Here is a 22,042-nt window from a genome sequence, read left to right on the forward strand (position 1 = left end):
CGCCGGCCAGACGGTCCGCATCGTCATCGACGCGGCCGACGCCTCGGGAGCCTCCCTGGTCGAGGCCGGCGTCGACGACGTCAAGATCACAAACTAGCTCCCCCCTCACGGGCCGGCCCTCGCGCGGGACGCCGGGGCCGGCCCGCCTCACCCTCGTGGAGCGGTGCCATGCCTTCATTCCCCCTGGCATCCCCCCGGCGGGTGCATGACGGTGCGCAAGCAGTCGTTCGTCCAGCCGGTCTCCCCCCGCGTGCCCACCCCCACGGTGATCACGAACGTCGTCGCGACGCTGCGCGGCACCCAGGACGCGTCGGCGGGCCGCACGTACGTGGTCAGCGGCCACTACGACTCCCGCTGCAGCGACGTCATGAACGTCACCTGCGACGCCCCCGGCACGAACGACGACGCCTCAGGGGTCGCGGTCGCCATCGAGGCGGCCCGGGTGATGGCCAGGCGCACGTTCGCCCAGGACACCAAGCAGAACAACGTCGACATCCAGGGCATGTTCCAATGACATCGTGGGCAGCGCCGACGGGGAGAACGGGCGGGACGCCAGGGCCGTCCGGGTGTTCTCGCAGGGCGTGCCCACCTCGGAGAACCCCGGCCCAGGCCGCCGTCCACCAGCCGGTCGGGGGCGAGAACGACGGGGTGTCGCGGCAGTCGGCCCGTTTCGTCAACGAGACGGCCGGCCAGTACGTGCCGCGCTTCGACGCCCGCCTGTACTACCGCCGCTACCGTCACCTGCGGGACGGTGACCAGATCCCGTTCCTGCAGCAGGGCTACCCGGCGGTGCGGTTCACGGAGGTGCACGAGGACTACCGGCACCAGCACCAGGACATCCGGGTGCACGACGGCGTCCAGTACGGGGACCTGCTGCCGTACGTGGAGCCGGACTACGTGGCGCGGATGACGCAGGTGAACGTGGCCGCGCTGGCGGCGCCGGCACGGGGTCCTCGCTCGCCGGGCCGGGCGGCCAGCGTGCCGAGCCGGCTCACGAACGACACGGACCTGCGCTGGGACGCCAACCCCGAGCCCGACCTTTCCGGAGATGAGGTGCTCAGGCGGGACACGACCGAGCCGACGTGGACCCACTCCCGCTTCGTCGGGAACGTCACCTCGTACACCGTGGAGGGCCTGTCCAAGGACAACGCGCAGTTCGGCATCCGCGCGGTGGACGAGCAGGGCCACCGCAGCCCGGTCGGCTACCCGTCCCCGGCGAGCCGACCACCTCTCATGAGCGAGGGCCGGGCGGGTGCGTCCGCCCGGCCCCGCGTCTCTGCCCGTGTCCCTAGCGGGTGCCCTCAGCGGACAGGGCCGCCGCGGTCTTGGCGGCCGTGCGCTTCGGGATGCCCTTCAGACTGAAAGCGAAGCGCGCCGCCGAGTCGGCGATCGCGTCCGCGTCCACGTCCAGGGCCTTGAGGTTGACGTTGGCGATCGTGTCGCACGCCTGGTGGTAGCAGGGGTCGTACGCGACCCCCGCCGTCCCGCCGAACAGCGCCGCCTCCTCGGGCGTCTTGATGCCCTCGGCGCCGGTGAAGATGCCGCCCGCCGGAATGCCGACCGCGATGAACGGCCCGTAGTCGGAGCGCCCGTCGAAGTCGGTGCCGATGGTGGGCAGGTGGCGGGAGTCGTAGAAGCGCTCAAGCCGCCGCTCGATCTCGTCGGATCCGGGCGGGCCGGCCGGCGAGCCCTCGGCGTCGGAGTCGTCGCCGTCGTACAGCATGTACGCGTAATTGGGCGAGCCGACCATGTCGAAGTTCAGGTAGACCTTGATCCGGTCGCGCTGTGCCTGCGACAGGGCCGCGACGTACTGGTCCGAGCCCAGCAGGCCGATCTCCTCCGCGGCCCAGAAGCCGAACCGGACCTTGTTCTTGACCGGGTACTTCGCCATCTCCTCGGCGACCTCCAGGATCGCCGCGCTGCCCGAGCCGTTGTCGTTGATGCCCGGCCCCTCGGGGACGCTGTCGAGGTGGGCGCCGATCATGACGACGTCGCGCGGGTCGCCGCCGCGGGACTCGGCGATCACATTGTTGTTCGTGCCGAGCACGAGGTCGGCGTCCACCTTGAGGTGCACGGTCGCGCCCGCGGTGGCGGCCAGCTCCTGGCCGACGGCGAAGTCGGCGTAGACCATCGGGATCCCGCCGCGCCACTCGCCGATGTCGAGCGGGTTCGCCTCCGTACGTCCCGGCTGGCCCTCGTTGAAGACGATGAGCCCGCTCGCGCCCGCCGCGGCCGCGTTCTGCACCTTGTTCACGAACGGGCAGGTGCCGCGCTGGACGAGAGCGACGCGACCGGCGACGAACCCGGCGAAGTCGGCGGCCTCGCAGCCGCTGGTCGAGGTGGGCGTCGGCGTCGGCGGCAGGGTCAGGTCCACGCCCTGGACCTGGGCGGTCACGTCGCCCGACGGGGAGGGCTGGAAGGTGAAGAAGTCCTCGTTCGGCACGAACGACTTCGCGCTCGGCGCGGTGACGTCGAGGACCGGCGCGCTGTTCTCCGACCAGCTCTCGACGAAGTTGATCGGCTGCAGCGTCACCTTGTACCCGGCCCGGCGCAGCTTGCCCGCCACGTAGTCGACGGAGGCGTCGTAACCGGGCGAGCCGGCGGCGCGGTTGCCGCCGTTGGCCGTGGCGATGGCCTGCAGCGCGTCGAGATGTTTCTTGACGTTGCTGCCCTTGACCTGCTTGACGAGCAGTTTGGCGAACACGTCGTCGAGGCCCCCCGCATGGACCGGTGTCGCCAGTGCCAGCGGTAAGGAGAGAGCGGCGATCACTACGATGAGCGTTCTGCGCATTGAGGTTTCCCCCCGGGTTGGACGGGAATCGCGGCGGCGATTCGCCCCGAGCCGCCGCGAACGGAAACGTAACCCGGCCGGGAACCGCTGAGAAGACCCACTCATGCGGCAAAATCCGGACACTATTCGGCGCGGCGGGCGCGGGCCCTCCGCTTGCCCTCGTGCATCGCCTGGACGCGGGCGATCGGGATCGTGTGCCCCTCCTCGACCAGGTCGACCGGCAACCGCTGCGGCGCCGGCATGTGCTCGGCCCACGGATCGGCCCGCTCCAGCAGCCCGGGGGCGGTGCGCAGGGTGAAGTCGCGCGGCGAGACCCGGTCGAGGTCGGCCCAGGCCACCGGGAACGACACCGGCACCCCCGGCCGGATGCGCGGGCTGTAGGCGGCGGCGACCGTGGCCCCGCCCGCCCTGGTGGAGTCGAGGAACACCTTGCCCTCGCGGTCTTCCCTGATGAAGGCGGTGGTGGCCAGCGCGGGATCCAGCCGCTCGGCGCGGGCGGCCAGCGCCCTGGTGGCCGCCGCCAGGTCGTCGGGGGCGGTGCCCTCGGTCACCGGGACGAACACGTGCACGCCCTTGGCCCCGCTCGTCTTCACCGCGCCCGCCAGGCCGCAGTCCGCCAGCGCCTGGCGGACCAGGAAGGCGCCGCGCACGGCCAACGAGAAGGAGCCGTCGTGCTCCCGCGGGTTCTCGGGCGAGTCCTCGGGCGGGTTCTCGGGCGGGTCGAGGTCGAGGATGAGGTGGGTGGGTTGGTCGCCGACGAACAGCGCCGGATGGAACTCCACCGCCCGCTGGTTCGCGAACCACAGCAGCGTCCTGCGGTCGTCGCACAGCGCGTACGTCACCTGCCGCCGCGACGAATCCGCCCACATGGTCACCGACCGCACCCAGTCGGGCGCGTATTTCGGCAGGTTCTTCTGCATGAACGGCGGCTGGCCCGGGCGCACCCGGATCACCGAGAGCGCCCGGCCGCGCAGCACCGGCAGGATGCGGTCGCTGACGGCGTCGAGGTAGTCGACCAGGTCACGCTTGGTCGCCTCGGCGCCGTCGAACAGCGGCTGGTCGAGGTTGGTCAGGGCGACCCCGTCGCGCGTCTCATCAGCGGCCACCCGACCTACCTAACCCACATTCGAACGTGTGGTCAACGTCCCGGGCCGCCGGGTCATCCTCCTGACGTGGCCTTGGCCATCATCTCCTTCTCCTCGCGGGTGGCGATGAGCCCGGCGGGGGCCAGCAGTTTCGACTCCTCGAACGGCGCCTCCGCGTCCGGCAGCGGCTCCGGCGACCTGATCGCCTTGATCCAGACGCGGGCGGCGTCCACGATCACCACGATGATCAGGATCGCGAACAGCGCCGCCAGGATGCCGTCCACGGTCGAGTTGACCACGATCTGCCGCATCGCGTCCGTCGTCTTCGCCGGGGCGAGCAGTTGCCCCTGGTCGAGCGCGGCCTGGTAGCGGTCGCGCTGGGCGAAGAAGCCGAGCGTCGGGTCGGTGGAGAACACCTTCTGGTAGCTCGCGGTCAGCGTGACGGCCGCGTCCCAGGCCAGCGGCACGCCCGTCACCCAGGCCCACTTGAGCCGGCCGCTCTTGATCAGCGCGGTCGTGGCCACGGTGAGCGCCACGGCGGCGAGCAACTGGTTGGCGATGCCGAAGAGCGGGAAAAGCTGGTTGATGCCGCCGAGCGGGTCGTTGACGCCCTGGTAGAGGAAGTATCCCCAGGCCGCCACGACCACGGCGCTGGAGGCGATCAGTCCCGGCCACCAGCTCACCCGGGAGATCGGCTTCCACAGGTTGCCCAGCGTGTCCTGGAGCATGAACCGTCCCACCCGCGTGCCCGCGTCCACCGTGGTGAGGATGAACAGCGCCTCGAACATGATCGCGAAGTGGTACCAGAACGCCTGCAGCGCCGCGCCGCCGAGGAAGCCGGAGAAGATCTGCGAGATGCCCACGGCCAGCGTGGGCGCGCCCCCCGTCCTCGCGATCAGCGTCTCCTCCTGCACGGCCGCCGCCGCGGCCTGCAGCTCGCCGGGCGTGATGACGAAGCCCAGGTTGGTGACCGCCTCGGCGGCCGACTGCACGGTGGCGCCGACGACGCCGGCGGGGGCGTTCATGGCGAAGTAGAGGCCGGGGGACAGCACGCAGGCCGCCGTGATCGCCATGACCGCGACGAACGACTCCATGAGCATGGAGCCGTAGCCGATCATCCGGACCTGGGTCTCCTTCTGGATCATCTTCGGCGTCGTGCCCGACGAGATCAGCGCGTGGAACCCCGACAGGGCGCCGCAGGCGATGATGATGAAGACGAACGGGAACAACGATCCGGCGAAGACCGGCCCCTTGCCGTTGAAGGCGAAGTCGGTGAAGGCCGTCGTCTGCAGCGGGGGCGCGGTGACGGCGATGCCGATGGCGATCAGCACGATGGTGCCGATCTTCATGAACGTGGACAGGTAGTCGCGCGGCGCGAGCAACATCCACACGGGCAGCACGGCCGCGACGAACCCGTACGCGATCAGCCACAGCGCCAGCGCCGACGGGCTCAGCGTGAAGAACGACGCCCAGCTCGACTCCTGCACCCAGCCGCCCGCCATGATCGCCAGGATCAGCAGCGCGACCCCGATCAGCGTGGTCTCGACGACCCTGCCGGGCCGGATCACCCGCAGGTAGAAGCCCATGAACAGGGCGATGGGGATGGTCATCGCGATGGAGAAGACGCCCCACGGCGACTGCGCCAGGGCGTTGACCACGACCAGCGCCAGCACCGCGAGCAGGATGATCATGATGGCGAAGACCCCGATGAGCGCCGCCGCCCCGCCGACGGGCCCGATCTCCTCGCGGGCCATCTGCCCGAGGCTCCTGCCGTTGCGCCGCATGGAGAAGAACAGGATCACCATGTCCTGCACGGCACCGGCGAAGATCACGCCCGCGATGATCCAGATGGTGCCGGGCAGGTAGCCCATCTGGGCCGCCAGCACCGGCCCGACCAGCGGCCCCGCCCCCGCGATGGCGGCGAAGTGGTGGCCGAACAGGATCCGGCGGTCGGTCGGCTGGTAGTCGATGCCGTTGTCGAGCCGCTCTGCCGGGGTGGCCCGGCGGTCGTCGGCGCGCAGCACCTTGCGCACGATGAAGCGGGCATAGAAACGGTAGGCGATGGCGTAGGAGCCGAGGGCGGCGCAGAGGAGCCACACCGCGTTGACGTTCTCGCCTCTCGACAAGGCGAGCACCGCCCATCCGACGGCGCCGACGATCGCCACCGCCGTCCAGATGATGATGGAACGCAGCTTCACCGGTTACCTCCTATATAGGGCCATATATAGGGCGCCCCAGGCAGCAGCGCAGGCCGGCGTCCGGCGGCAGATCGGTGGTGAACCGCCGCCAGCGCCACAGCGGACGGCAGTCGATCGTCACAGGCAGCTCGGCGAGATGCACCCAGGCGGTCGGATGGGCGTACACCAGGCCGGTCTCCCCGAGGCGGCGGGCGCGGCGGGGCAACCGGGAACGGCGCAGCGGCCTTACCGAGAACTCCCCAGCGTCCGCACAGCACAGACCGGTCACATGCCAGTCGAAGAACACGATCTCGTCGCCGCTCAGTGCTTCACGTGCGCCGGGGGTGAGCGTGATAAGGGACATCTGGGGCTCCTGAAGTACAGGCAGCTCAGAATTACCGTCGGCCTTACCCACGATGATCGCCTCTGAAACGCCGCCGCAGCTTGGCTTGTCAGCGCAGCAGGCCGCTCCCGTACGCCCAGGCGACGATCTCCACGCGGTTGCGCAGGCCGAGCTTGGCCTGGACGGCGGCCACATGCCCCTTGACCGTGCTCAGCGAGATGCACAACTCCGCGCCGATCTCCCGGTTCGTCCGGCCCCGGGCGACGGCGCGGGTGACCTCGACCTCGCGCCCGGACAGCGGCTGGGCAGGTCCGGCGGCTTCGGGGCCCGGCATGGTGGCGGTCAGGTGGCGCAGCAGGCGCGGGGTGACCGAGGGCGAGATGAACGCCTCGCCCGCGTGCGCGGCCCGTACCGCCTCGACCAGCAGCTCAGGGCCCGCGTCCTTCAGCACGAAGCCGGCCGCGCCGCCGCGGAGCGCGCCGTAGACGTACTCGTCGAGGTCGAACGTGGTGAGCACGATCACCCTGAGGGGATCGCGGACGCCGGGCCCGGCCAGGGCGGCGGTGACCTCGACGCCGTCGGGGCCCGGCATCTGGATGTCCACCAGGCACACGTCGGGGCGCTGCCTGCGGGCCATGGCGATGGCCTCGGCGCCGTCGCCCGCCTCGGCGATCACGCGGATGTCCTGCTGGTCCTCCAGGATGAGGCGCAGGCAGGCGCGGATCATCGGCTGGTCGTCGGCCAGCAGGACCGTGATGCTCATCGGCGCTCCCGTACGGGGGCCGCCATGGGCAGGGGCAGGGTGAGCACGACCGTCCAGCCACCGCCGGAACGCGGGCCCGCCTCCAGCGCACCACCGAGCGCCTCGGCCCGCTCCCGCATCCCGACCAGCCCATATCCCCCACCCCACCCCCACCCACCGGCCCCGTCCCGCCACGCTGAGCCCCCGTCCGCGTCCCGCCGTACCGCGGGGTCGTTGGTGATCTCGGTGACCAGCGTGTCCTCCTGTCGTGTGACGCTGATGGTGACCGACGTCGCGTGCGGCGCGTGGCGGGACACGTTCGTCAGCGACTCCTGCACGACGCGGTACACCGTCCCGGCCACCTCGGACGGCCACGCCGGCTCCCCGTCCGGCAGGAGCAGCCGCACCGGCGGCCCGGTGAAGCGCCCGGCCAGCTCCGCGAGCCGCTCGAACGGCCCAAGACCTCCCGAGCCTCCTGCACCTCCCGAGTGCCCTACGCCTCGCGAGCCTCCTGCGCCTCCCGAGCCTTCGGAGATCGCCCAGCCGGGCTCGCGCAGCAGGCCGACCACGCGCCTGGTCGCGGCCAGGGCCTCGGAGCCGGCGGTCTCGATGCCGGCCAGCGAGTCCTCCGTCCGCCCCGGATCGCGGCGGGTGACGAGCCGGGCGGCCTGGGCCTGGAGCACCACGCTGGTGACGTGGTGGGCGACGACGTCGTGCAGTTCCCTGGCCAGCAGCAGCCGTTCGTGCCTTCGTACACGCTCGGCGGCGGCCTCCCTGCGCATCGCGAGCAGCCGCGGCCCGAGCCCGGCGGCGACAGCGGCCAGCCAGGCCCCGCCGTTCAGCACCACGACCGCCAGATGCGTCGACCCGGACAACGACGAGGCCGCGACGACGGCCAGCCCGCCGGCCGCGATCCCGGCCGCCTGCCGCGCGGGCAGCACCCTGACGGCGGAGCCGACCAGCACAGAAAGGCCGAACGCCAGGCCGGGCCCGGGTTCGGCGGGAAGCCCCGCCCACCGGGCGACGAGGATGGCGACGACGGCGACGGCCAGGCCCGCGACGGCCGTCCACAGCCGGTCACGACGGCGTACCAGGGCGAGCGCGCACGCCACCGCCCCCGCCGCACCGCCGAACACCCAGTAGGCGCCGCCCCAGCTGTCGGCGACCCGCTGGGCGGCGGAGCCGATCACCGCCAGGGACGCCACGACGAGACCGAGGTCGGACTGCCATTCCCGCACACGCACGCGGCCAAGGCTAGGGAGCCGGGCACCGCAGGTGTACCGGCCGAAAGTACGGTCTCAGGGCGCTTGCCGGGATTGAGCTAACCGCGCGCTTTACACCATAGACAACGTTCCGTGACATTGTTACGGTCCCTATGACAACGCTGTCTGACAACGATGTCATCAGACGGTCTCCTCGCAAGGAGCAGTGAACGCCGATGGTGTCCCGACGTGAATTCCTGTGGGCGAACGGCGTGGTCCTCGCGGCCGGCGGACTGGGTATCTCCCTGCCCGCCGGCCCCGCCGGTGCCACGACCAGCGCCCCCGCACCCCTTCTGCCAGGCTTCGGCCGCGCCACCCGCCTGGACTTCGCCGACATCAGCACCCTCCACGGAAACGACCAGCTACTCCTCGCCACCCTCCAAGGGGTGGTCAACCGCCGCCGTCCGCGCCTGTACTTCAACTACACCACCGAGGGTTACGACAACACCTGGTTAGCGAGCACCGGCGCCGCCGTCACCCGGCACGAGCGCCCCCTCGACCTGATCGCCCGCTACCGGGGCGAGGTGCGCGGCGCCATCCTGCACGACCCCGACGTCCCCGACTCGGTGAACGTCGCCACCACCCTGGCCGGCCTGGAGAACGCCGTGGCCGCCACCGCCGAGCAGGCCGAGCAGTACGGCCTGCGAACCATCACCGACCTGCGCGGCCGCTTCAAGGCGGACGACATCCTCGGACTCTACCGCTGGCAGCTCGACAACCTGTGGCCCCGCTGCACCCACGCCCTGCTCAGCGGCCTGCCGCCGACCCGCACGGTCAAGGTGGACGACGTGCAGTGGCGCGAGATCGCCAGGGAGACCGAGCGCATCAGGGACTCCTCCAACCGCGAGGTCCGCACGTTCGACCTCAGCCAGGAGCTGTCCGGCCAGGACGGCGTCTACCTGCGCTTCCAGGACTCACTCGGCGACGACGGCTGGGGCGCCTCCGTGGGCTCGGTCGTGGTCAAGGCCGACGGCGCCCAGATCGCCTCGTTCAAGCCGGGCACGGACGCCGAGACCCCGTTCCTCTTCGACGGGCTCAACTCCTCGATCGGCGGCGACGAGAACCGGTTCTCTGACGGCGGCGGCTACTTCATCTACCGCTTCACCGCGCCCGCCGGCACGCAGCAGCTCACCGTCGAGGTGGACCTGTGGAACCAGTTCCTGGTCACCGCGACGACCACCGCACCCACCAGGGTCGAGCCGTTCCCCTACTTCCGCGACTACACGACGGCGATGCGGGCCATGGTGTTCTGGCTGCCGCCCAGCGGCCAGACCGGCGAACTGCTCGACGAGATCCTGACCAAGGTCAAGCCCACGACGCCGTACGCGGGCTGGTTCTCCAACGACGTGGCCGGCGAGTGGGGCGGCGTGGACCGGGCCTCGCAGCACGCGGTCGAAGTGGTGCCCGCCGACTACTACATGAACGCCACCGTGCACGCGGGCGTCGCCGCCAAGGTCTCCAGCAAGGTGCGCCCGAGGCCGCCGGCCACCCTGCGCAACCGGGTCTACCTCACGCTCACGGTCGGCGAGGGCGACAACATCCAGTACTGCCAGCGCAGGATGCGCCAGCTCTGGGACGACCCCGCCCGGGGCCGCGTGCCGACCAACTGGACCGTCAGCCCGCTGCTGGCCGAGATCGGCCCGGCGCTGCTCTCCCACTACCAGCGCACGGCCACCGCCAATGACCTGCTGATCGCCGGCCCCTCCGGAGCCGGCTACACCTACCCGGGCTCCTGGCCCGAGAAGGACGTGGACGCCTACACCGAGCTGACCGGGCGCTTCCTGCGCCGTACGGGCATGGACCTGGTCTACGCCTACAACCACCGCAACGCCGAGGGCAACGGCTGGGTGCCCTTCGACGAGCGGATCGTGTCCTCGTACCGGAAGAACACCCCGCTGCGCGGCATCGTCCAGTCGTGGGAGTCGGGAGACCTGCAGATCCATCCGGCGGGCCTGCCCGTCATCGGGAACTTCTCGCCGCAGGGCAAGGCGCAGGAGTACCGGGACACGCTGGTCAAGAAGATCGAGGGCTGGGACGGCAAGTCGCCGCTGTTCATCGCCGGGGCGATCAACGCCTGGAACTGGACGCCGAGTGACATCGCCGAGCTCGGATCCCTGCTCAGCGACGCGTTCGAGATCGTCCGCGGAGACACCTTCTTCCACCTCCTCGACCAGCACCTCGACCGGACCGGCTGACCTCACGCGTCTCGGGCTCTGAAGACCGACGGCTGACCTCACGCGTCTCGGGGCCCGAACGCCGACGGCTGGGCTCATGCGTCTCGGGTCCTGAACGCGGCGAACGCCGCGGCCAGGAGCAGGGCGGTGAAGGCGGCCAGCAGCCCCAGACCCGCCCACGGCCCGAGACGCGCCGGGTCGGCCACGGTCGTGGCGACCCGCAGCCCGGCCGCGATGGGCCAGTACGTCATCACCGTCTCCCCCACGGCCTCCGGCAGCAGCCTGGGGCCGATGATGGGAATGATGAAGTTGATCGCCACCAGCACCGTGGTGGCGATCATCGTCTCCCGCAGCAGAAACCCCAGCGCCACGCCGACCAGCCCGACCAGCGCCCACACCACGCCCATCCCGGCGACCGCGCGCAGCACGCCCGGCTGCCCGAGCGAGGCCGTGGGCGCACCGGCCGCGCCGATGACCACCTGCCCGAGCAGGAACGACGCGAAGCTCGCCACCTGCCCGGCGGCCAACGCCACCGCGCCGAACATCATCACCTTGGCGGCCAGCAGCCGCGCCCTGCGCGGGACGGCGGTCAGGCTGGTACGGATCATGCCCGTGGCGTACTCCGAACTGGCCACCAGCACCCCCAGCGACCCCACCACCATCTGCGCGAACAGGAACCCGCCGTACAGACTGGCGTTGGCCGCGTCGAACACCCCCTGGTGCCCCTCCGCCGCGCGGTAGGCGGTGAGCGCGCCCGGCCCCACCATGAGCACCACCGCCGCCGTCAGCGTGACGAGGTTGGACGGAACCGTACGAAACTTGGTCCATTCACACCTAAACGCCCGCGCCATCATGCCGCCACCACCCTGAACCCGAGCCTGTCCGGACCCCGGCACCCGCGCCGTCATGCCGCCACCGCCTTGAATTCGAGGCTGTCCCGCGTCAGCTCCATGTACGCCTCCTCCAGTGACGTGCGCCGCGGCGTCAGCTCCGACAGCGCCACCCCCGCCGCCAGCGCCGCCCGCCCGATCTCTGCCGGCTCCATGCCGCCGACGACGAGCCCGCCGTCGGCCTCCGTCCGCACGTCCGCGCCCGCCCCGGCGAGGCGCTTGACCAGCGGCTCCGTATCGTCCGCCCGCACCAGCACCCCCGAACTGCGCCGGACGAAGTCCGCCGTCGCCACGTCCGCGATCAACCGCCCCCTGCCGATGATCAGCAGATGATCGGCCGTCAGCGCCATCTCGCTCATCAGATGGCTGGACACCAGCACGGCACGCCCCTCACCGGCCAGCCCGCGCATCAGCTCCCTGATCCACTTCACGCCCTCGGGGTCGAGCCCGTTGACCGGCTCGTCGAACAGCAGCACCGCCGGGTCGCCGAGCAGCGCCGCCGCGATGCCGAGCCGCTGGCTCATGCCGAGCGAGAACGTCCGCACCCGCCTGCGGGCCACCGACTCCAGCCCCACCTGCCGCAGCACCTCGTCCACCCGGCTCTCGGGGAGGCCCGCCGCGTGCGCCAGCCAGAGCAGATGGTCGCGCGCCGTACGCGTGCCGTGCACGGCGCGGGCGTCCAGCAGGGCGCCGACCTCGCGCATCGGGGCCGGCAGATCGGTGTAGCGACACCCGCCCACGTACGCGCTGCCCGCGTCGGGGCGGTCGAGGCCGAGGATCATCCGCATGGTCGTCGATTTGCCCGCGCCGTTGGGACCGAGGAATCCGGTGACCCGGCCGGGCTCGATCGTGCAGGTCAGCCCATCCACGGCGGTACGGTCGCCGTACCGTTTGGTCAGGGCCTTGAGCTCGATGGCTGTCATGCCTCGAGAATCTCCGCCACCCGCGCGCCCCGACATCCACCGATCGGTTGATGCCCCTCGCCCAGCCTCAGGCGCTCAACCGCCGCCGCTCAGAGGGCCCCGCTCATCCGCCTTCGCTCAGGCGGAACATCGCGGCCACCTCATCCGCCAACTCCTCCACCCCTCGCGACCCGTCCACCCGCACCACGGCCAGCTCACGTTCACGGGCCTGCCCGCGTACCTCCTCGTCCCACAACTCATCCCGCCCCAGCCGCGCCGCCAGCGCGGCCGCATGATCACCATCTCCCCAGTTGGCCCGCGCACGATCAGGATCGGCGTACCGCTCGCTCAGAGCCCGTCGGCGGAACTCGGGCGTCGGCAGCAGGAACACGGCCTGCTCCCGCCACTCCAGCAACGGCGCGACCTCCCTCGGCAGCGTACGGAAGTCGTCCACGAGCACCGGCCGGTCGGCGGGCAGGGCGAGCAGATCCTCGACCACGAACTCGAACGTCTCCCCGTGCAGGCTCGGCATCGACAGGAAGATCTCCTCCGGCGTGCGAGCGGCGAACCGCTCCTCCTTCGACATCCGCACCAAAGCGCACATGTACGGCTGGCGCTGCGGGGTGCACCGGGCGACGTACCCGGCCTCGGCCCGGTCGCCGTCGTAGCGGAGCACGTCGTACCGCTCGCCCAGCACCCTGGCCAGCGTGCTCTTCCCCGCGCCGGTGCCGCCCGCCAGCCAGCGGACATGCGCCAGCCGCGCACCGAGTTCGACGGGATCGTACCGATCGAGAACCGTCATACCGCCGCCCATCCCCCTGCTTCCCCGGCACCGTCCGATCCATGTTCCCAGTACTCCCGCCGCGCCTTCTATCCTTGACCGGGTCGCCGCGCGCGCGACCGCGAAGGGAAGCATCATGCGCCGTTACTCACGCGTGGTCGTCAAACTCAGCGGCGAGGCCCTGGCCGGCCCCGCGGGCACCGGCGTCGACCCGGCCAGCCTGGCCCAGCTGGCCGACGAGATCCTCGCGGTGCACCGGCTCGGCGTGCAGATCGCCGTGGTGATCGGCGGCGGCAACTACTTCCGCGGCCGGATGGCCGAAGGCTGGGGCATCGGCCGCGCGGAGGCCGACAACATCGGCATGCTCGGCACGGTCATGAACGCGCTCATGCTCCGCGGCGTCCTGACCGCCCGCTCGGAGACGGACGTACGGGTCATGACCGCCGTGCCCATGCAGACCGTCGCGGAACCGTTCATCAGGCTCCGGGCCGACCGGCACCTGCGCCGCGACCTGATCGTGCTCCTGGCCGGCGGCATCGGCCAGCCTTACGTCACCACCGACTATCCCGCCGTCCAGCGGGCCCTGGAACTCGACGCCGACGCCCTGCTCGTGGCCAAGCGCGGGGTGGACGGCGTGTACGACACCGACCCCAACCTGAGCCCCGACGCCAAGCGCTACACCACCCTCACCTACCGGGAGGCGCTGGCGGCGGGCGTCAAGGTGATGGACGAGAGTGCGTTCGTGCTCGCCAACGAGCAGGGCCTCCTCATGCACGTCTTCAACGTGGCCGCGAAGGGCGCGATGACGGCGATCTGCGAGGGCGAGGACATCGGCACCCGCATCACGCGCGACTGACGGAACCCCCGCCGACGACGCCGACGCCAACGGCGAAGGCGACCAGCGACCGACGACCCGCGACCAACGACCGGCGGCCGGCGACGCCGGCGCACGCGAGCGAGCCGCACCCCCTCCGCGACCCGCGATAAATCCGGCGGAGGCGGATCCGCCCGGCTGCCAGGATGGGCGCATGCCCGTCGACCCTCTTCGCCGCACCTTCGACCACGCCGCCACCACCTACCAGCACGCCCGCCCCGACTACCCGTCCGACCTCTACTCCCACCTCCTCACGGTCACAGGCATCGAACCAGGAAAACCAGGCGAACCGAGCGGACCTGGCGAATCAGGCGGGCCTGGCAGATCGGGCACCCACCTGCTCGAAGTCGGCTGTGGCCCGGGCAAGGCCACGCTGCCGCTGGCCCGCGCGGGCTTCCGCATCACCGCGATCGAGCTCGGCACCGCCCTCGCCGCACAAGCACGGCACCACCTCGCCGACTTCCCCGCCGTCTCGGTCATCACCTCGTCGTTCGAGGACTGGCAGCCTCCGGCGGATGCCCGGTTCGACCTCGTGTACGCGGCCACGGCCTGGAAGTGGGTGGACCCGAAGATCAAGTACGCCAAGGCCGCCTCCCTCCTCGACCACGGCGGCCACCTGGCCGGGTGGAACGCCGACCACGCGTTCCCCCCGGACTTCGACCCGTTCTTCACCGAGATCCAGCAGGTCTACGACGCACTGGGCGAGGGGCCCGGCGACCCATGGCCACCGCCCGAGATCCAGCCCGACCACACGGCCGCCGAGCTCCACGACTCCGGCCTCTTCACGGTCGTCGAACGACGGCCGTACGTCTGGGGCCTGCGATACACGGCCGACGAGTACATCGCGCTGCTCGACACGTTCTCCGGCCACATCGCCATGGACCCGGACCGCCGCCGTCATCTCTACGAGGAGATCCGCCGCCTGCTCGCCGCCCGCCCCGACGGACGCCTCACCCGCCACTGGTCGGCCGTCCTCACCATCGGCCGCCGTCTATGACCGATCGGCCTCCTCGGGAACGACGTTGAACCGGCGCAGCGTCCATCGCGGCGGCGCCCACCGCGATGGATCCTCGCCGGTGCTCCATTCGGTGACGGAGCCCGGGGCCACCGTCAGATCGAACGAGCGGTAGATCGGCAACAGTCCGAGGGCGTTGAAGGAGATCTCGACCGTCTCGGCGTGACCGACGAGAACGACGCTCTGCCCGTGGTGACGGTGGGCGAGCTCGGTGATGGTACGGCTGGTCCGGGTCACCATCTCGGCCCAGGTCTCGTTCCCCCGCTGGAATGGCCGGTAGAGCCCGCCGCCCTCGACGCCGAACCGTTCGAGAAATTCCTCCTGCTTGAGGCCGTCCGCCCCGGCCGGCGTGTGCCACGTACAGAGGCCGCAATCCGGTACGGCGGGCAGACCGACGGCGGCCGAGATCACGGCGGCGGTCTCCACGGCACGCGGCAGCGGCGAGGTGTAAATCGCCACTTTCCCCGCACCAAGATCGGCGGTGAGCCGGCGTGCGACCAGCGCGACCTGCTCACGACCTTCATCGGTAAGCCCACGACACCCTTCCGGACCACCCACCACGCCGTCCCGTTTGTGGTGCGAATCGCCATGGCGAACGAAGAACATCCGGGTTTCCATGGGCGGATGATGCCACGACCCACCGATCCCGGGCCGTAGGACGAGCGCCGGAGCCCGTACGCGCTCAACCGCTTCGTCAAGCACCTCGCCACCGACAGCACCCCGGACCAGCCGTAACAGGGACGCCCGAGCACCGAACCCATCCTGAGGGGAGCATCAGATCAGCCCGGGCCCGGCGCGGACCGCAACACCCCCAGCTCCTCATTCATCGCATCGAGAAAAGCGGCCACGGTACGCAGCTCGTCGGGGCTGAACCGCCCCAACACGCTCTCGGTGCTGCCGGCCAGCGGCCGGAAGAAGGCGGCGGCCAGCTCTTTGGCCGCGTCGCGATAGTGCAGATGAACGACGCGCCGATCGTGCGCGTCACGGACCCGGCGGATGTGCCCGGCCCGCTCCAGCCGATCGAGGCACGCGGTCACCGCACCTGACGTGAGATTGAGCTCGTCGCGCAGCTTGCCCGGGGTGATCGGCGTCGGAGCGTCAAAGATCTTGATCAGCGCCTGAACGTCTGTCGTGTGCAGGCTCTGCTCGTTGGCGAACTCGTGGGCGATGCGGTTGAACTCGGCGGTCATCCGGCGCAACCGGGTCGCGAACGACCTCAGGTCGATGTCCCCCTCCCCGCCGCCGTCCATGGAGCCATGCTACATTAACTCAATAATTAAGAATCTCAATGATTGAGCAATAAGGGAAGGGCGACTCATGGCGCGGCGATCGATCCGCTGGCTCGTCCCGGCGCTGCTGGTCCTGGCTTGGCTGGCCGTGGGCGGCGGGGCGGGACCGTTCGCCGGCAAGCTCACCGAGGTCTCCACGAACGACCAGGCGGCCTTCCTGCCCGAGAGCGCGGAGTCCACACGCGTCCTGGAGACACAGGAGAAGTTCCGCCAGGGAGACACGCAACCGCTCATCGTCGTGTGGACGTCCAGCGGCGCGAACGTCACCCCCGAACAGCAGGCCGAGGCCACCCGCGCGCTGGCCGCCCTGCCCGGCACGCCCGGCGTCGTCGGCACGCCCACGCCCGCCTTCGGCTCCGACGACAAGCGGGCGCTGCGGGGCGTCGTCCAGCTCAGCCCCGGCCTCAGCGGCGGCCAGCTCGGCGACGCCCTGGAGCAGATCGGCGCGAAGTTGCCGGTCGAGGGCCTGAAACCGCGGCTCGGCGGCCCCGCGGCGACCCGGGCCGACCTGTCCGACGCCTTCGCCGGCATCGACGGCGTACTGCTCGGCGTCGCCCTGATCACCGTACTGATCATCCTGCTGGCCGTGTACCGCAGCGTGCTCCTGCCGCTGATCATCATCTCCGGCGCGGTCTTCGCGCTCGGGCTGGCGTGCGCCGTGGTGTACTTCCTGGCCGACCGCGACATCGTCCGCGTCGACGGCCAGGTGCAGGGCATCCTGTTCATCCTGGTCATCGGCGCGGCCACCGACTACGCGCTGCTGCTGACCGCCCGCTTCCGCGAAGAACTGGCCGCCGGCGCCGACCGCCACCAGGCCGGCCGCATCGCGCTGCGCCGCTCGGTCGAGCCGATCGTGGCCAGCGCCGCCACCGTGGCGCTGGGCCTGCTCGCCCTGCTGCTCAGCAACCTGACCAACAACCGCGCGCTCGGCCCCGTGGGCGCCATCGGCATCGCCTGCGCGGCGCTCAGCGCCCTCACGTTCCTGCCCGCGGCCCTGGTGCTGCTGGGCCGCGCCGCCTTGTGGCCGGCCCGGCCCCGCCCGTCCGGCGCGGGCGCGCACGGGCTGTGGAGCCGGGTCGGCGCGCTGGTCGACCGCCGCCCCCGCCTCGTCTGGGTGGCCTCCGTCCTCCCCCTCGTCGCCCTCGCCCTGCTCGCGCCCCAGCTCAACGCCAGGGGCGTACCGCTGGACGAGACGTTCGTGAACGACGCGCCGTCCGTGTCCGCACAGGCGGCGCTGAGCGAGCACTTCCCCGGCGGCTCAGGACAGCCCGCCGTGATCGTCGCCCCCGCCGACCGGACTGCGGCGATCATCGACAAGGCCCGCACCGTCAAGGGCGTCTCCGAGGCCACCACCGTGAGCGCAAGCGGCCGCCCGGGAGACGATCCCAAGGTGGTCGACGGACGCGTCCTGGTGGAGGCCACCCTGCGTGACGCCCCGGACAGCAACGCCGCCCAGGACACCGTCCAGCGACTGCGCGCCACCCTGCACGGCGAGGACGGCGTACTGGTCGGCGGCTACAGCGCCCAGCGCTACGACACCACAGAAACCGCGAAACAGGACACGTTGCTCATCGTCCCCGTCGTCCTGGCGATCATCCTGCTCATCCTGATCGTCCTGCTGCGCTCCCTGGCGATGCCCGTGCTGCTGGTGGCCACCGTGGCGCTCAACTTCCTGGCCATCCTCGGCATCTCCACCCTGGTCCTCCCGCACGTGCTCGGCTTCACCGGCAGCGACGCGTCGGTGCCGCTGTACGGCTTCGTCTTCCTGGTCGCGCTGGGCGTGGACTACAACATCTTCCTGATGTCCCGCGTACGCGAGGAAACCGCCCGCCATGGGGCCCGCGAGGGCGTACTGCGCGGCCTGGTCACCACAGGCGGGGTGATCACCTCCGCCGGAGTCGTCCTCGCCGCCACGTTCGCCGCGCTGGTGGTGATCCCCCTGGCCTTCCTCGTCCAGATCGCCTTCATCGTCGCCGTCGGCGTCCTGCTCGACACCCTCGTGGTGCGCTCGCTCCTGGTCCCGGCACTGGTACGAGACCTCGGCGCACGCGCCTGGTGGCCCAGCCGCCTCGCCCACCAACCCACGAACCCGGCCCCAGAACCCACCCCCGCCCACCACCACTGACCGAGACGACGAAGGTGGGCCTCTCCCGGCCGATCTCACCTGAGAGCCTGCTGGCAAAGGCTCAAGTGCTCGCGGGGACGGGTCCGTAGAGGGCTGGCCCGATCTTCGGCCCTGTCAACGACCCTCACAGCCCTCACTGCCCTGGCGGCTACGGGCGGCGCCCCTCCCTACCGCGTCGGCGGCACCAGCGCCGCCCTGCTGCAGGGCGTCCACCTCCCCACCGGCGACGTCGACCTCCTGGTGTCACGGCGCGAAGACGTGAACACCTTCGCCGCCGCCCTCTCCTCCCACCCCTGCCTGTACCCGCCGACCTGGATCCCAGAAAGCTCCCAGTACTTCACCAGGTACGAGGTGCACGGCGTCCAGGTGGAGATCAGTACGGTCGAGCAGGAAACCGACTCCGACGCGCTGGAGTGCATAGGAGTCGGCCCATGGCGACACCACGTCCTGATCCCCTGCGGCCCACACCACGTTCCCGTGGTCCGCCTGGAACTACGCCTGGCCACCGAACTCCTACGCGACCGCCCCGACCGCTACGAACCCCTCCTCGACCACCTGTCCGCCCACGGGTACGACGCGGACCTCCTGCACAGAGCCCTGACCGCCCGCCCCCTCCCACCCGACAGCCACCACTACGTCGAAACCCGCCTCACCCAACCCCCACCACACCCGCGATAACCGCCGATGTACATCCGGGCATACCCGCTTGAATAATGAACCGGTGATCGAAAGGTCCAGCGGGCCGACAGCCCATGAACCGGCCGGAACCTCCCCACCGCCGCAAGACCGGTTCGCCTCGATGCCACCGCACTCCGATCAATCCCCCGAATCCCGCCTCCATGACCGAATCACCGCGCTGACCAGAGCAGCCGGTTACCGCGCCCACGACCCCCTCATCGTCGGCGTACAGCACGACAGCACCCCACCCGTCTTCGTGACCAGCGGACGAACCCTGGCCGGAAAACCGCTCACCCCCGGCACGATCGTCTACACCGCCTCCCTGTCCAAACAGCTGACGGCAGCCTGCGCCGCTCTGCTCGTACGTCAAGACCGGCTGGACACCGAATCGACCGTGGCGCACTGGATGCCCGAGCTCCCCTCCTGGTCCGCCACCGTACGAGTGCGCCATCTCCTCTCCCACACGAGCGGCCTGCCCACGGGCATCGAGTTCGACGACCTGGACCGCACGAACCTCGACCACACCACGTCCGGCGTCATCCACGCGCTCAGCCGGCTCGACCACCTCGCGAGCACGCCAGGAGCCGAGTTCCGCTACTGCAACGCCGGCTACGTCTGCCTGGCCGTCATCGTCGAACGCGCCGCGACCACCCCCCTGCCCGGCTTCGCCCGAGACCACCTGTTCACCCCGCTTGGGATGACCGCCACCCGCTTCTGGCCCGGCCCACCCCCGCATCCCCCCGGAGCCGCACCCCTCGACCCGCACTACCCGGCGCCACTCTCGCTCGGCGACGGCGGCGCCTGGTCAACCGCCCCCGACCTCATCCGCTGGAACCAAGCACTGGAACACGACGAACTCGGCATCTCCGCGCTCCTACAGACACCCGGCCGCCTGGACGACGGCACGGAACTCGACTACGCCTGGGCCCTCGGCATCCGCGAACACGCAGGCCACCGCATCTACCAGCACGGCGGCAGCTGGCCCGGCCTGACCACGCGACTCGCCCGTTTGTCCGACCGAGGCTCCAATTTCGTGATCATCGCCTTGGACGACAACCAGGACCGTACGAACACCCTGGCCGAAGCCCTGATCGAAGAAATGACCGGCCGACACAACGACTCGCCGCACTGACCACCATCAACGCGGGGGCGACCAACGACCGCCATGAGCACGTCCAGTGACACAACGACCCACCACACCGACCACCACCAACGCGGGGCGACCGACCCCCCGCCATGCGCACGACCGGCGGCACAACGACCCACCACACTCACCACCACCGACCCCACGGCTCCAACTGCGCGGCGTCCTGCGGGTCGTCGTCGACGGCGCGCAGCAGGCCGAGCATGCGCCGCAACTCCCTGGCGGCCTCGCGGCTGGTGTCCTCGATGACGGTCAGGGCGGAGCGGGCCTCGCCGGACCGTTCGTCGCCGACGTGGAGGGCCACGGACGCCTGGACCGTGATCAGGCTCAGACTGTGCGCGACGCCGTCGTGCAGGTCGCGCGCGATGCGCAACCGCTCGTCGGTCAGCACCTGCCGTACGGCTCGCGTCTCGTGCTCCCGGCGGGCACGCACCGCCCGTCCGACCACCCACACCGCGAGCGACATCTGCTCCCAGCACCCCACCAAGAAGGCGCAGAGCTGCATCCTCGACTCCGGCGGCCCCGTGGTGCGCAGGTTCGGCAGCCGCTGGGAGCTGGTCGGCATCACCAGCCGCGACGGCGACGAGAAGACCGACCCCAACTGCGTCGGCCCCGGCGTGTGGACCGACGCCGCGGCCTACAGGACCTGGATCCGCAGAACGACCAGCACCTCCAGCTGAGCCGTACGCCGAATTCCAAGCCGCAAAACCTCCAAAATCATAAGTAATCCTCCGCCATCCCCCTTCCTCCCCAATAGCACCCACTCAACGGATCCCAGCCGACCGCAACCCCCAAAGCTCGGGATTTCCTCACCCACGCCCACGCTGCACATTTGGATGCAGGAACTCCGGCGGACACGAATTCACAAACAGAGAAACGGATAGACCGAAGAATCAATGTCCGCCCCAAGAGTTCATCCCATTCCGCGGCAACTCCCACAGGAGGCAGAAGTGAGGAACTCAACCAGGCTGTTCATGACGGTGGCGGCATCGGCCATTCTCGCCGGCGGCATCTTCACCGTCTCGGGGGCCGCGGCGCAGGAGGCATCCGCCCAGCGGGCCGCCGCGGGAACGACGTTCTGGGCCAAAGTGGCCGCGAACGGCGCCCTGCTCGCCGCATCGGGCATCGGCAACGTCAACAAGTTCGGCCAGGGACGCTACAACCTGACGACGAGCGCCGACATCACCCGCTGCGCCCTCACCGGCACGATCAACACCAACGGCGGCAACGACCCCGGGCCGGGCAGCTCATCGATCCTGGTCGGCGCCGTCGGCCCGCGTACGCTCTTCGTCCGCACGGCCACCCCTTCCGCCCCGCACCCGAGGACCGTCGACGACGACCGCCCGTTCTCCCTCCACATCGCCTGCTGACCCAGCCCCGATCACCCGATCGTGCAGCGGCCCGACCCCTCCCCGCGCGCGCGTCCGGCGAACGACATCACGCGAAAGGAACGATCATGAGATATCGAGCTCGTCTGCTCGCCGGCCTCGTCGCAGCCACCGGCCTGGCGCTGGGCGTCGCCGCCACTCCCGCGACGGCCCAGTCCGTCTACGGCCCTTACGCCAGCTACGAGGTCTGCTGGGTGTCCGGCAACCAAGGACAGCAGGCCGGCCAGTGGGTGTCGTACTTCTGCGCGCAGAACGGCACCCCGCAATGGTGGCTGTTCACCACACCTTGACCGGCGGCTCCCCTCCACTCAGTGATTAGAAAGCCGCGACTCGGCGGGGCCCGAAAAGGGGCTCCGCCGATGTTCGCGACGACGCCGGTCCA

General features: G+C 70.7%; 23 protein-coding genes. 11 read left to right on the forward strand and 12 right to left on the reverse strand.

Annotation, left to right across the window (positions count from 1 at the left end):
• Positions 1-205 precede the first annotated feature (205 nt).
• Positions 206-514 carry a M28 family peptidase gene (locus ABFX54_RS15170; protein WP_346105262.1) on the forward strand — a complete coding sequence of 103 codons (309 nt, stop codon included), beginning with the start codon at positions 206-208 and terminating at the stop codon, positions 512-514.
• 134 nt (positions 515-648) lie between these two features.
• Entirely contained in the window at positions 649-1,362 is a 714-nt protein-coding gene (locus tag ABFX54_RS15175; RefSeq protein ID WP_346105264.1) for a zinc-binding metallopeptidase family protein, read from the forward strand.
• Here the strand turns inward: ABFX54_RS15175 and ABFX54_RS15180 are convergent.
• The 6 genes from ABFX54_RS15180 to ABFX54_RS15205 form a co-directional block, all read right to left on the reverse strand.
• Positions 1,289-2,791 carry a M20/M25/M40 family metallo-hydrolase gene (locus ABFX54_RS15180; protein WP_346105266.1) on the reverse strand — a complete coding sequence of 501 codons (1,503 nt, stop codon included), beginning with the start codon at positions 2,789-2,791 and terminating at the stop codon, positions 1,289-1,291. The genes ABFX54_RS15175 and ABFX54_RS15180 overlap by 74 nt on opposite strands.
• 122 nt (positions 2,792-2,913) lie before the next feature.
• Positions 2,914-3,897 (reverse strand): DNA polymerase domain-containing protein, encoded by a 984-nt coding sequence (locus tag ABFX54_RS15185; RefSeq protein ID WP_346105268.1) that lies wholly within the window; start codon positions 3,895-3,897, stop codon positions 2,914-2,916.
• Positions 3,898-3,950: 53 nt separating this feature from the next.
• Entirely contained in the window at positions 3,951-6,074 is a 2,124-nt protein-coding gene (locus ABFX54_RS15190) for a carbon starvation CstA family protein (RefSeq protein ID WP_346105270.1), read from the reverse strand.
• Positions 6,075-6,084: 10 nt separating this feature from the next.
• Positions 6,085-6,417 carry a hypothetical protein gene (locus tag ABFX54_RS15195; RefSeq protein WP_346105272.1) on the reverse strand — a complete coding sequence of 111 codons (333 nt, stop codon included), beginning with the start codon at positions 6,415-6,417 and terminating at the stop codon, positions 6,085-6,087.
• An 88-nt stretch (positions 6,418-6,505) separates the two neighbouring features.
• Positions 6,506-7,159 (reverse strand): response regulator, encoded by a 654-nt coding sequence (locus tag ABFX54_RS15200; protein ID WP_346105274.1) that lies wholly within the window; start codon positions 7,157-7,159, stop codon positions 6,506-6,508.
• Positions 7,156-8,382 carry a sensor histidine kinase gene (locus tag ABFX54_RS15205; protein ID WP_346105276.1) on the reverse strand — a complete coding sequence of 409 codons (1,227 nt, stop codon included), beginning with the start codon at positions 8,380-8,382 and terminating at the stop codon, positions 7,156-7,158. Before ABFX54_RS15205 ends, ABFX54_RS15200 begins: the two co-directional genes overlap by 4 nt.
• 194 nt (positions 8,383-8,576) lie before the next feature.
• Between ABFX54_RS15205 and ABFX54_RS15210 the strand changes: the two genes are divergently transcribed.
• Entirely contained in the window at positions 8,577-10,595 is a 2,019-nt protein-coding gene (locus tag ABFX54_RS15210) for a GxGYxYP domain-containing protein (protein WP_346105278.1), read from the forward strand.
• Between the two features lie 74 nt (positions 10,596-10,669).
• Here ABFX54_RS15210 and ABFX54_RS15215 read toward each other — a convergent pair whose 3' ends face one another.
• The 3 genes from ABFX54_RS15215 to ABFX54_RS15225 form a co-directional block, all read right to left on the reverse strand.
• Positions 10,670-11,428 (reverse strand): ABC transporter permease, encoded by a 759-nt coding sequence (locus tag ABFX54_RS15215; RefSeq protein ID WP_346105280.1) that lies wholly within the window; start codon positions 11,426-11,428, stop codon positions 10,670-10,672.
• A 50-nt stretch (positions 11,429-11,478) separates the two neighbouring features.
• Positions 11,479-12,387 carry an ATP-binding cassette domain-containing protein gene (locus ABFX54_RS15220; protein WP_346105282.1) on the reverse strand — a complete coding sequence of 303 codons (909 nt, stop codon included), beginning with the start codon at positions 12,385-12,387 and terminating at the stop codon, positions 11,479-11,481.
• A gap of 103 nt (positions 12,388-12,490) precedes the next feature.
• The gene (locus ABFX54_RS15225; protein ID WP_346105284.1) at positions 12,491-13,168 is read right to left on the reverse strand and encodes a hypothetical protein; all 678 of its coding nucleotides are present in this window, start codon (positions 13,166-13,168) and stop codon (positions 12,491-12,493) included.
• Between the two features lie 115 nt (positions 13,169-13,283).
• Here ABFX54_RS15225 and pyrH point away from each other — a divergent pair, with 115 nt between their 5' ends.
• Both pyrH and ABFX54_RS15235 read left to right on the forward strand, forming a co-directional pair.
• On the forward strand, positions 13,284-14,003 hold the full coding sequence (pyrH, locus tag ABFX54_RS15230; protein WP_346105286.1) for a UMP kinase: 720 nt from the start codon (positions 13,284-13,286) through the stop codon (positions 14,001-14,003).
• A gap of 172 nt (positions 14,004-14,175) precedes the next feature.
• On the forward strand, positions 14,176-15,018 hold the full coding sequence (locus ABFX54_RS15235) for a class I SAM-dependent methyltransferase (RefSeq protein WP_346105288.1): 843 nt from the start codon (positions 14,176-14,178) through the stop codon (positions 15,016-15,018).
• Here the strand turns inward: ABFX54_RS15235 and ABFX54_RS15240 are convergent.
• On the reverse strand, positions 15,013-15,654 hold the full coding sequence (locus ABFX54_RS15240) for a histidine phosphatase family protein (RefSeq protein WP_346105290.1): 642 nt from the start codon (positions 15,652-15,654) through the stop codon (positions 15,013-15,015). The two genes, ABFX54_RS15235 and ABFX54_RS15240, sit on opposite strands and share 6 nt — an antisense overlap.
• Before the next feature lie 161 nt (positions 15,655-15,815).
• Positions 15,816-16,286, reverse strand: a complete 471-nt coding sequence (locus tag ABFX54_RS15245) for a MarR family winged helix-turn-helix transcriptional regulator (protein WP_346105292.1) — start codon at positions 16,284-16,286, stop codon at positions 15,816-15,818.
• Positions 16,287-16,353: 67 nt separating this feature from the next.
• Here ABFX54_RS15245 and ABFX54_RS15250 point away from each other — a divergent pair, with 67 nt between their 5' ends.
• The 3 genes from ABFX54_RS15250 to ABFX54_RS15260 all read left to right on the forward strand — a co-directional run bounded on the left by ABFX54_RS15250 (position 16,354) and on the right by ABFX54_RS15260 (position 20,260).
• Positions 16,354-18,450, forward strand: coding sequence for an MMPL family transporter (locus ABFX54_RS15250; protein WP_346105294.1), 2,097 nt, complete (start codon positions 16,354-16,356; stop codon positions 18,448-18,450).
• Between the two features lie 258 nt (positions 18,451-18,708).
• Positions 18,709-19,128, forward strand: a complete 420-nt coding sequence (locus tag ABFX54_RS15255; protein ID WP_346105296.1) for a hypothetical protein — start codon at positions 18,709-18,711, stop codon at positions 19,126-19,128.
• Positions 19,129-19,249: 121 nt separating this feature from the next.
• Positions 19,250-20,260, forward strand: coding sequence for a serine hydrolase domain-containing protein (locus tag ABFX54_RS15260; RefSeq protein ID WP_346105298.1), 1,011 nt, complete (start codon positions 19,250-19,252; stop codon positions 20,258-20,260).
• 139 nt (positions 20,261-20,399) lie between these two features.
• On the opposite strand, the gene ABFX54_RS15265 is transcribed toward ABFX54_RS15260, so the two are convergent.
• Entirely contained in the window at positions 20,400-20,777 is a 378-nt protein-coding gene (locus ABFX54_RS15265) for a sensor histidine kinase (protein ID WP_346105300.1), read from the reverse strand.
• A gap of 19 nt (positions 20,778-20,796) precedes the next feature.
• Here ABFX54_RS15265 and ABFX54_RS15270 point away from each other — a divergent pair, with 19 nt between their 5' ends.
• From ABFX54_RS15270 to ABFX54_RS15280, 3 genes are all read left to right on the forward strand, one after another.
• The gene (locus ABFX54_RS15270) at positions 20,797-20,952 is read left to right on the forward strand and encodes a hypothetical protein (protein WP_346105302.1); all 156 of its coding nucleotides are present in this window, start codon (positions 20,797-20,799) and stop codon (positions 20,950-20,952) included.
• A 270-nt stretch (positions 20,953-21,222) separates the two neighbouring features.
• Positions 21,223-21,642 (forward strand): hypothetical protein, encoded by a 420-nt coding sequence (locus tag ABFX54_RS15275; RefSeq protein ID WP_346105303.1) that lies wholly within the window; start codon positions 21,223-21,225, stop codon positions 21,640-21,642.
• 86 nt (positions 21,643-21,728) lie between these two features.
• Complete coding sequence (locus ABFX54_RS15280; protein ID WP_346105305.1) at positions 21,729-21,950, forward strand: hypothetical protein; 222 nt, start codon at positions 21,729-21,731, stop codon at positions 21,948-21,950.
• The last annotated feature ends 92 nt before the right edge of the window (positions 21,951-22,042 follow it).

The organism is Nonomuraea maheshkhaliensis (assembly GCF_039529435.1).
Classification (GTDB): domain Bacteria; phylum Actinomycetota; class Actinomycetes; order Streptosporangiales; family Streptosporangiaceae; genus Nonomuraea; species Nonomuraea maheshkhaliensis.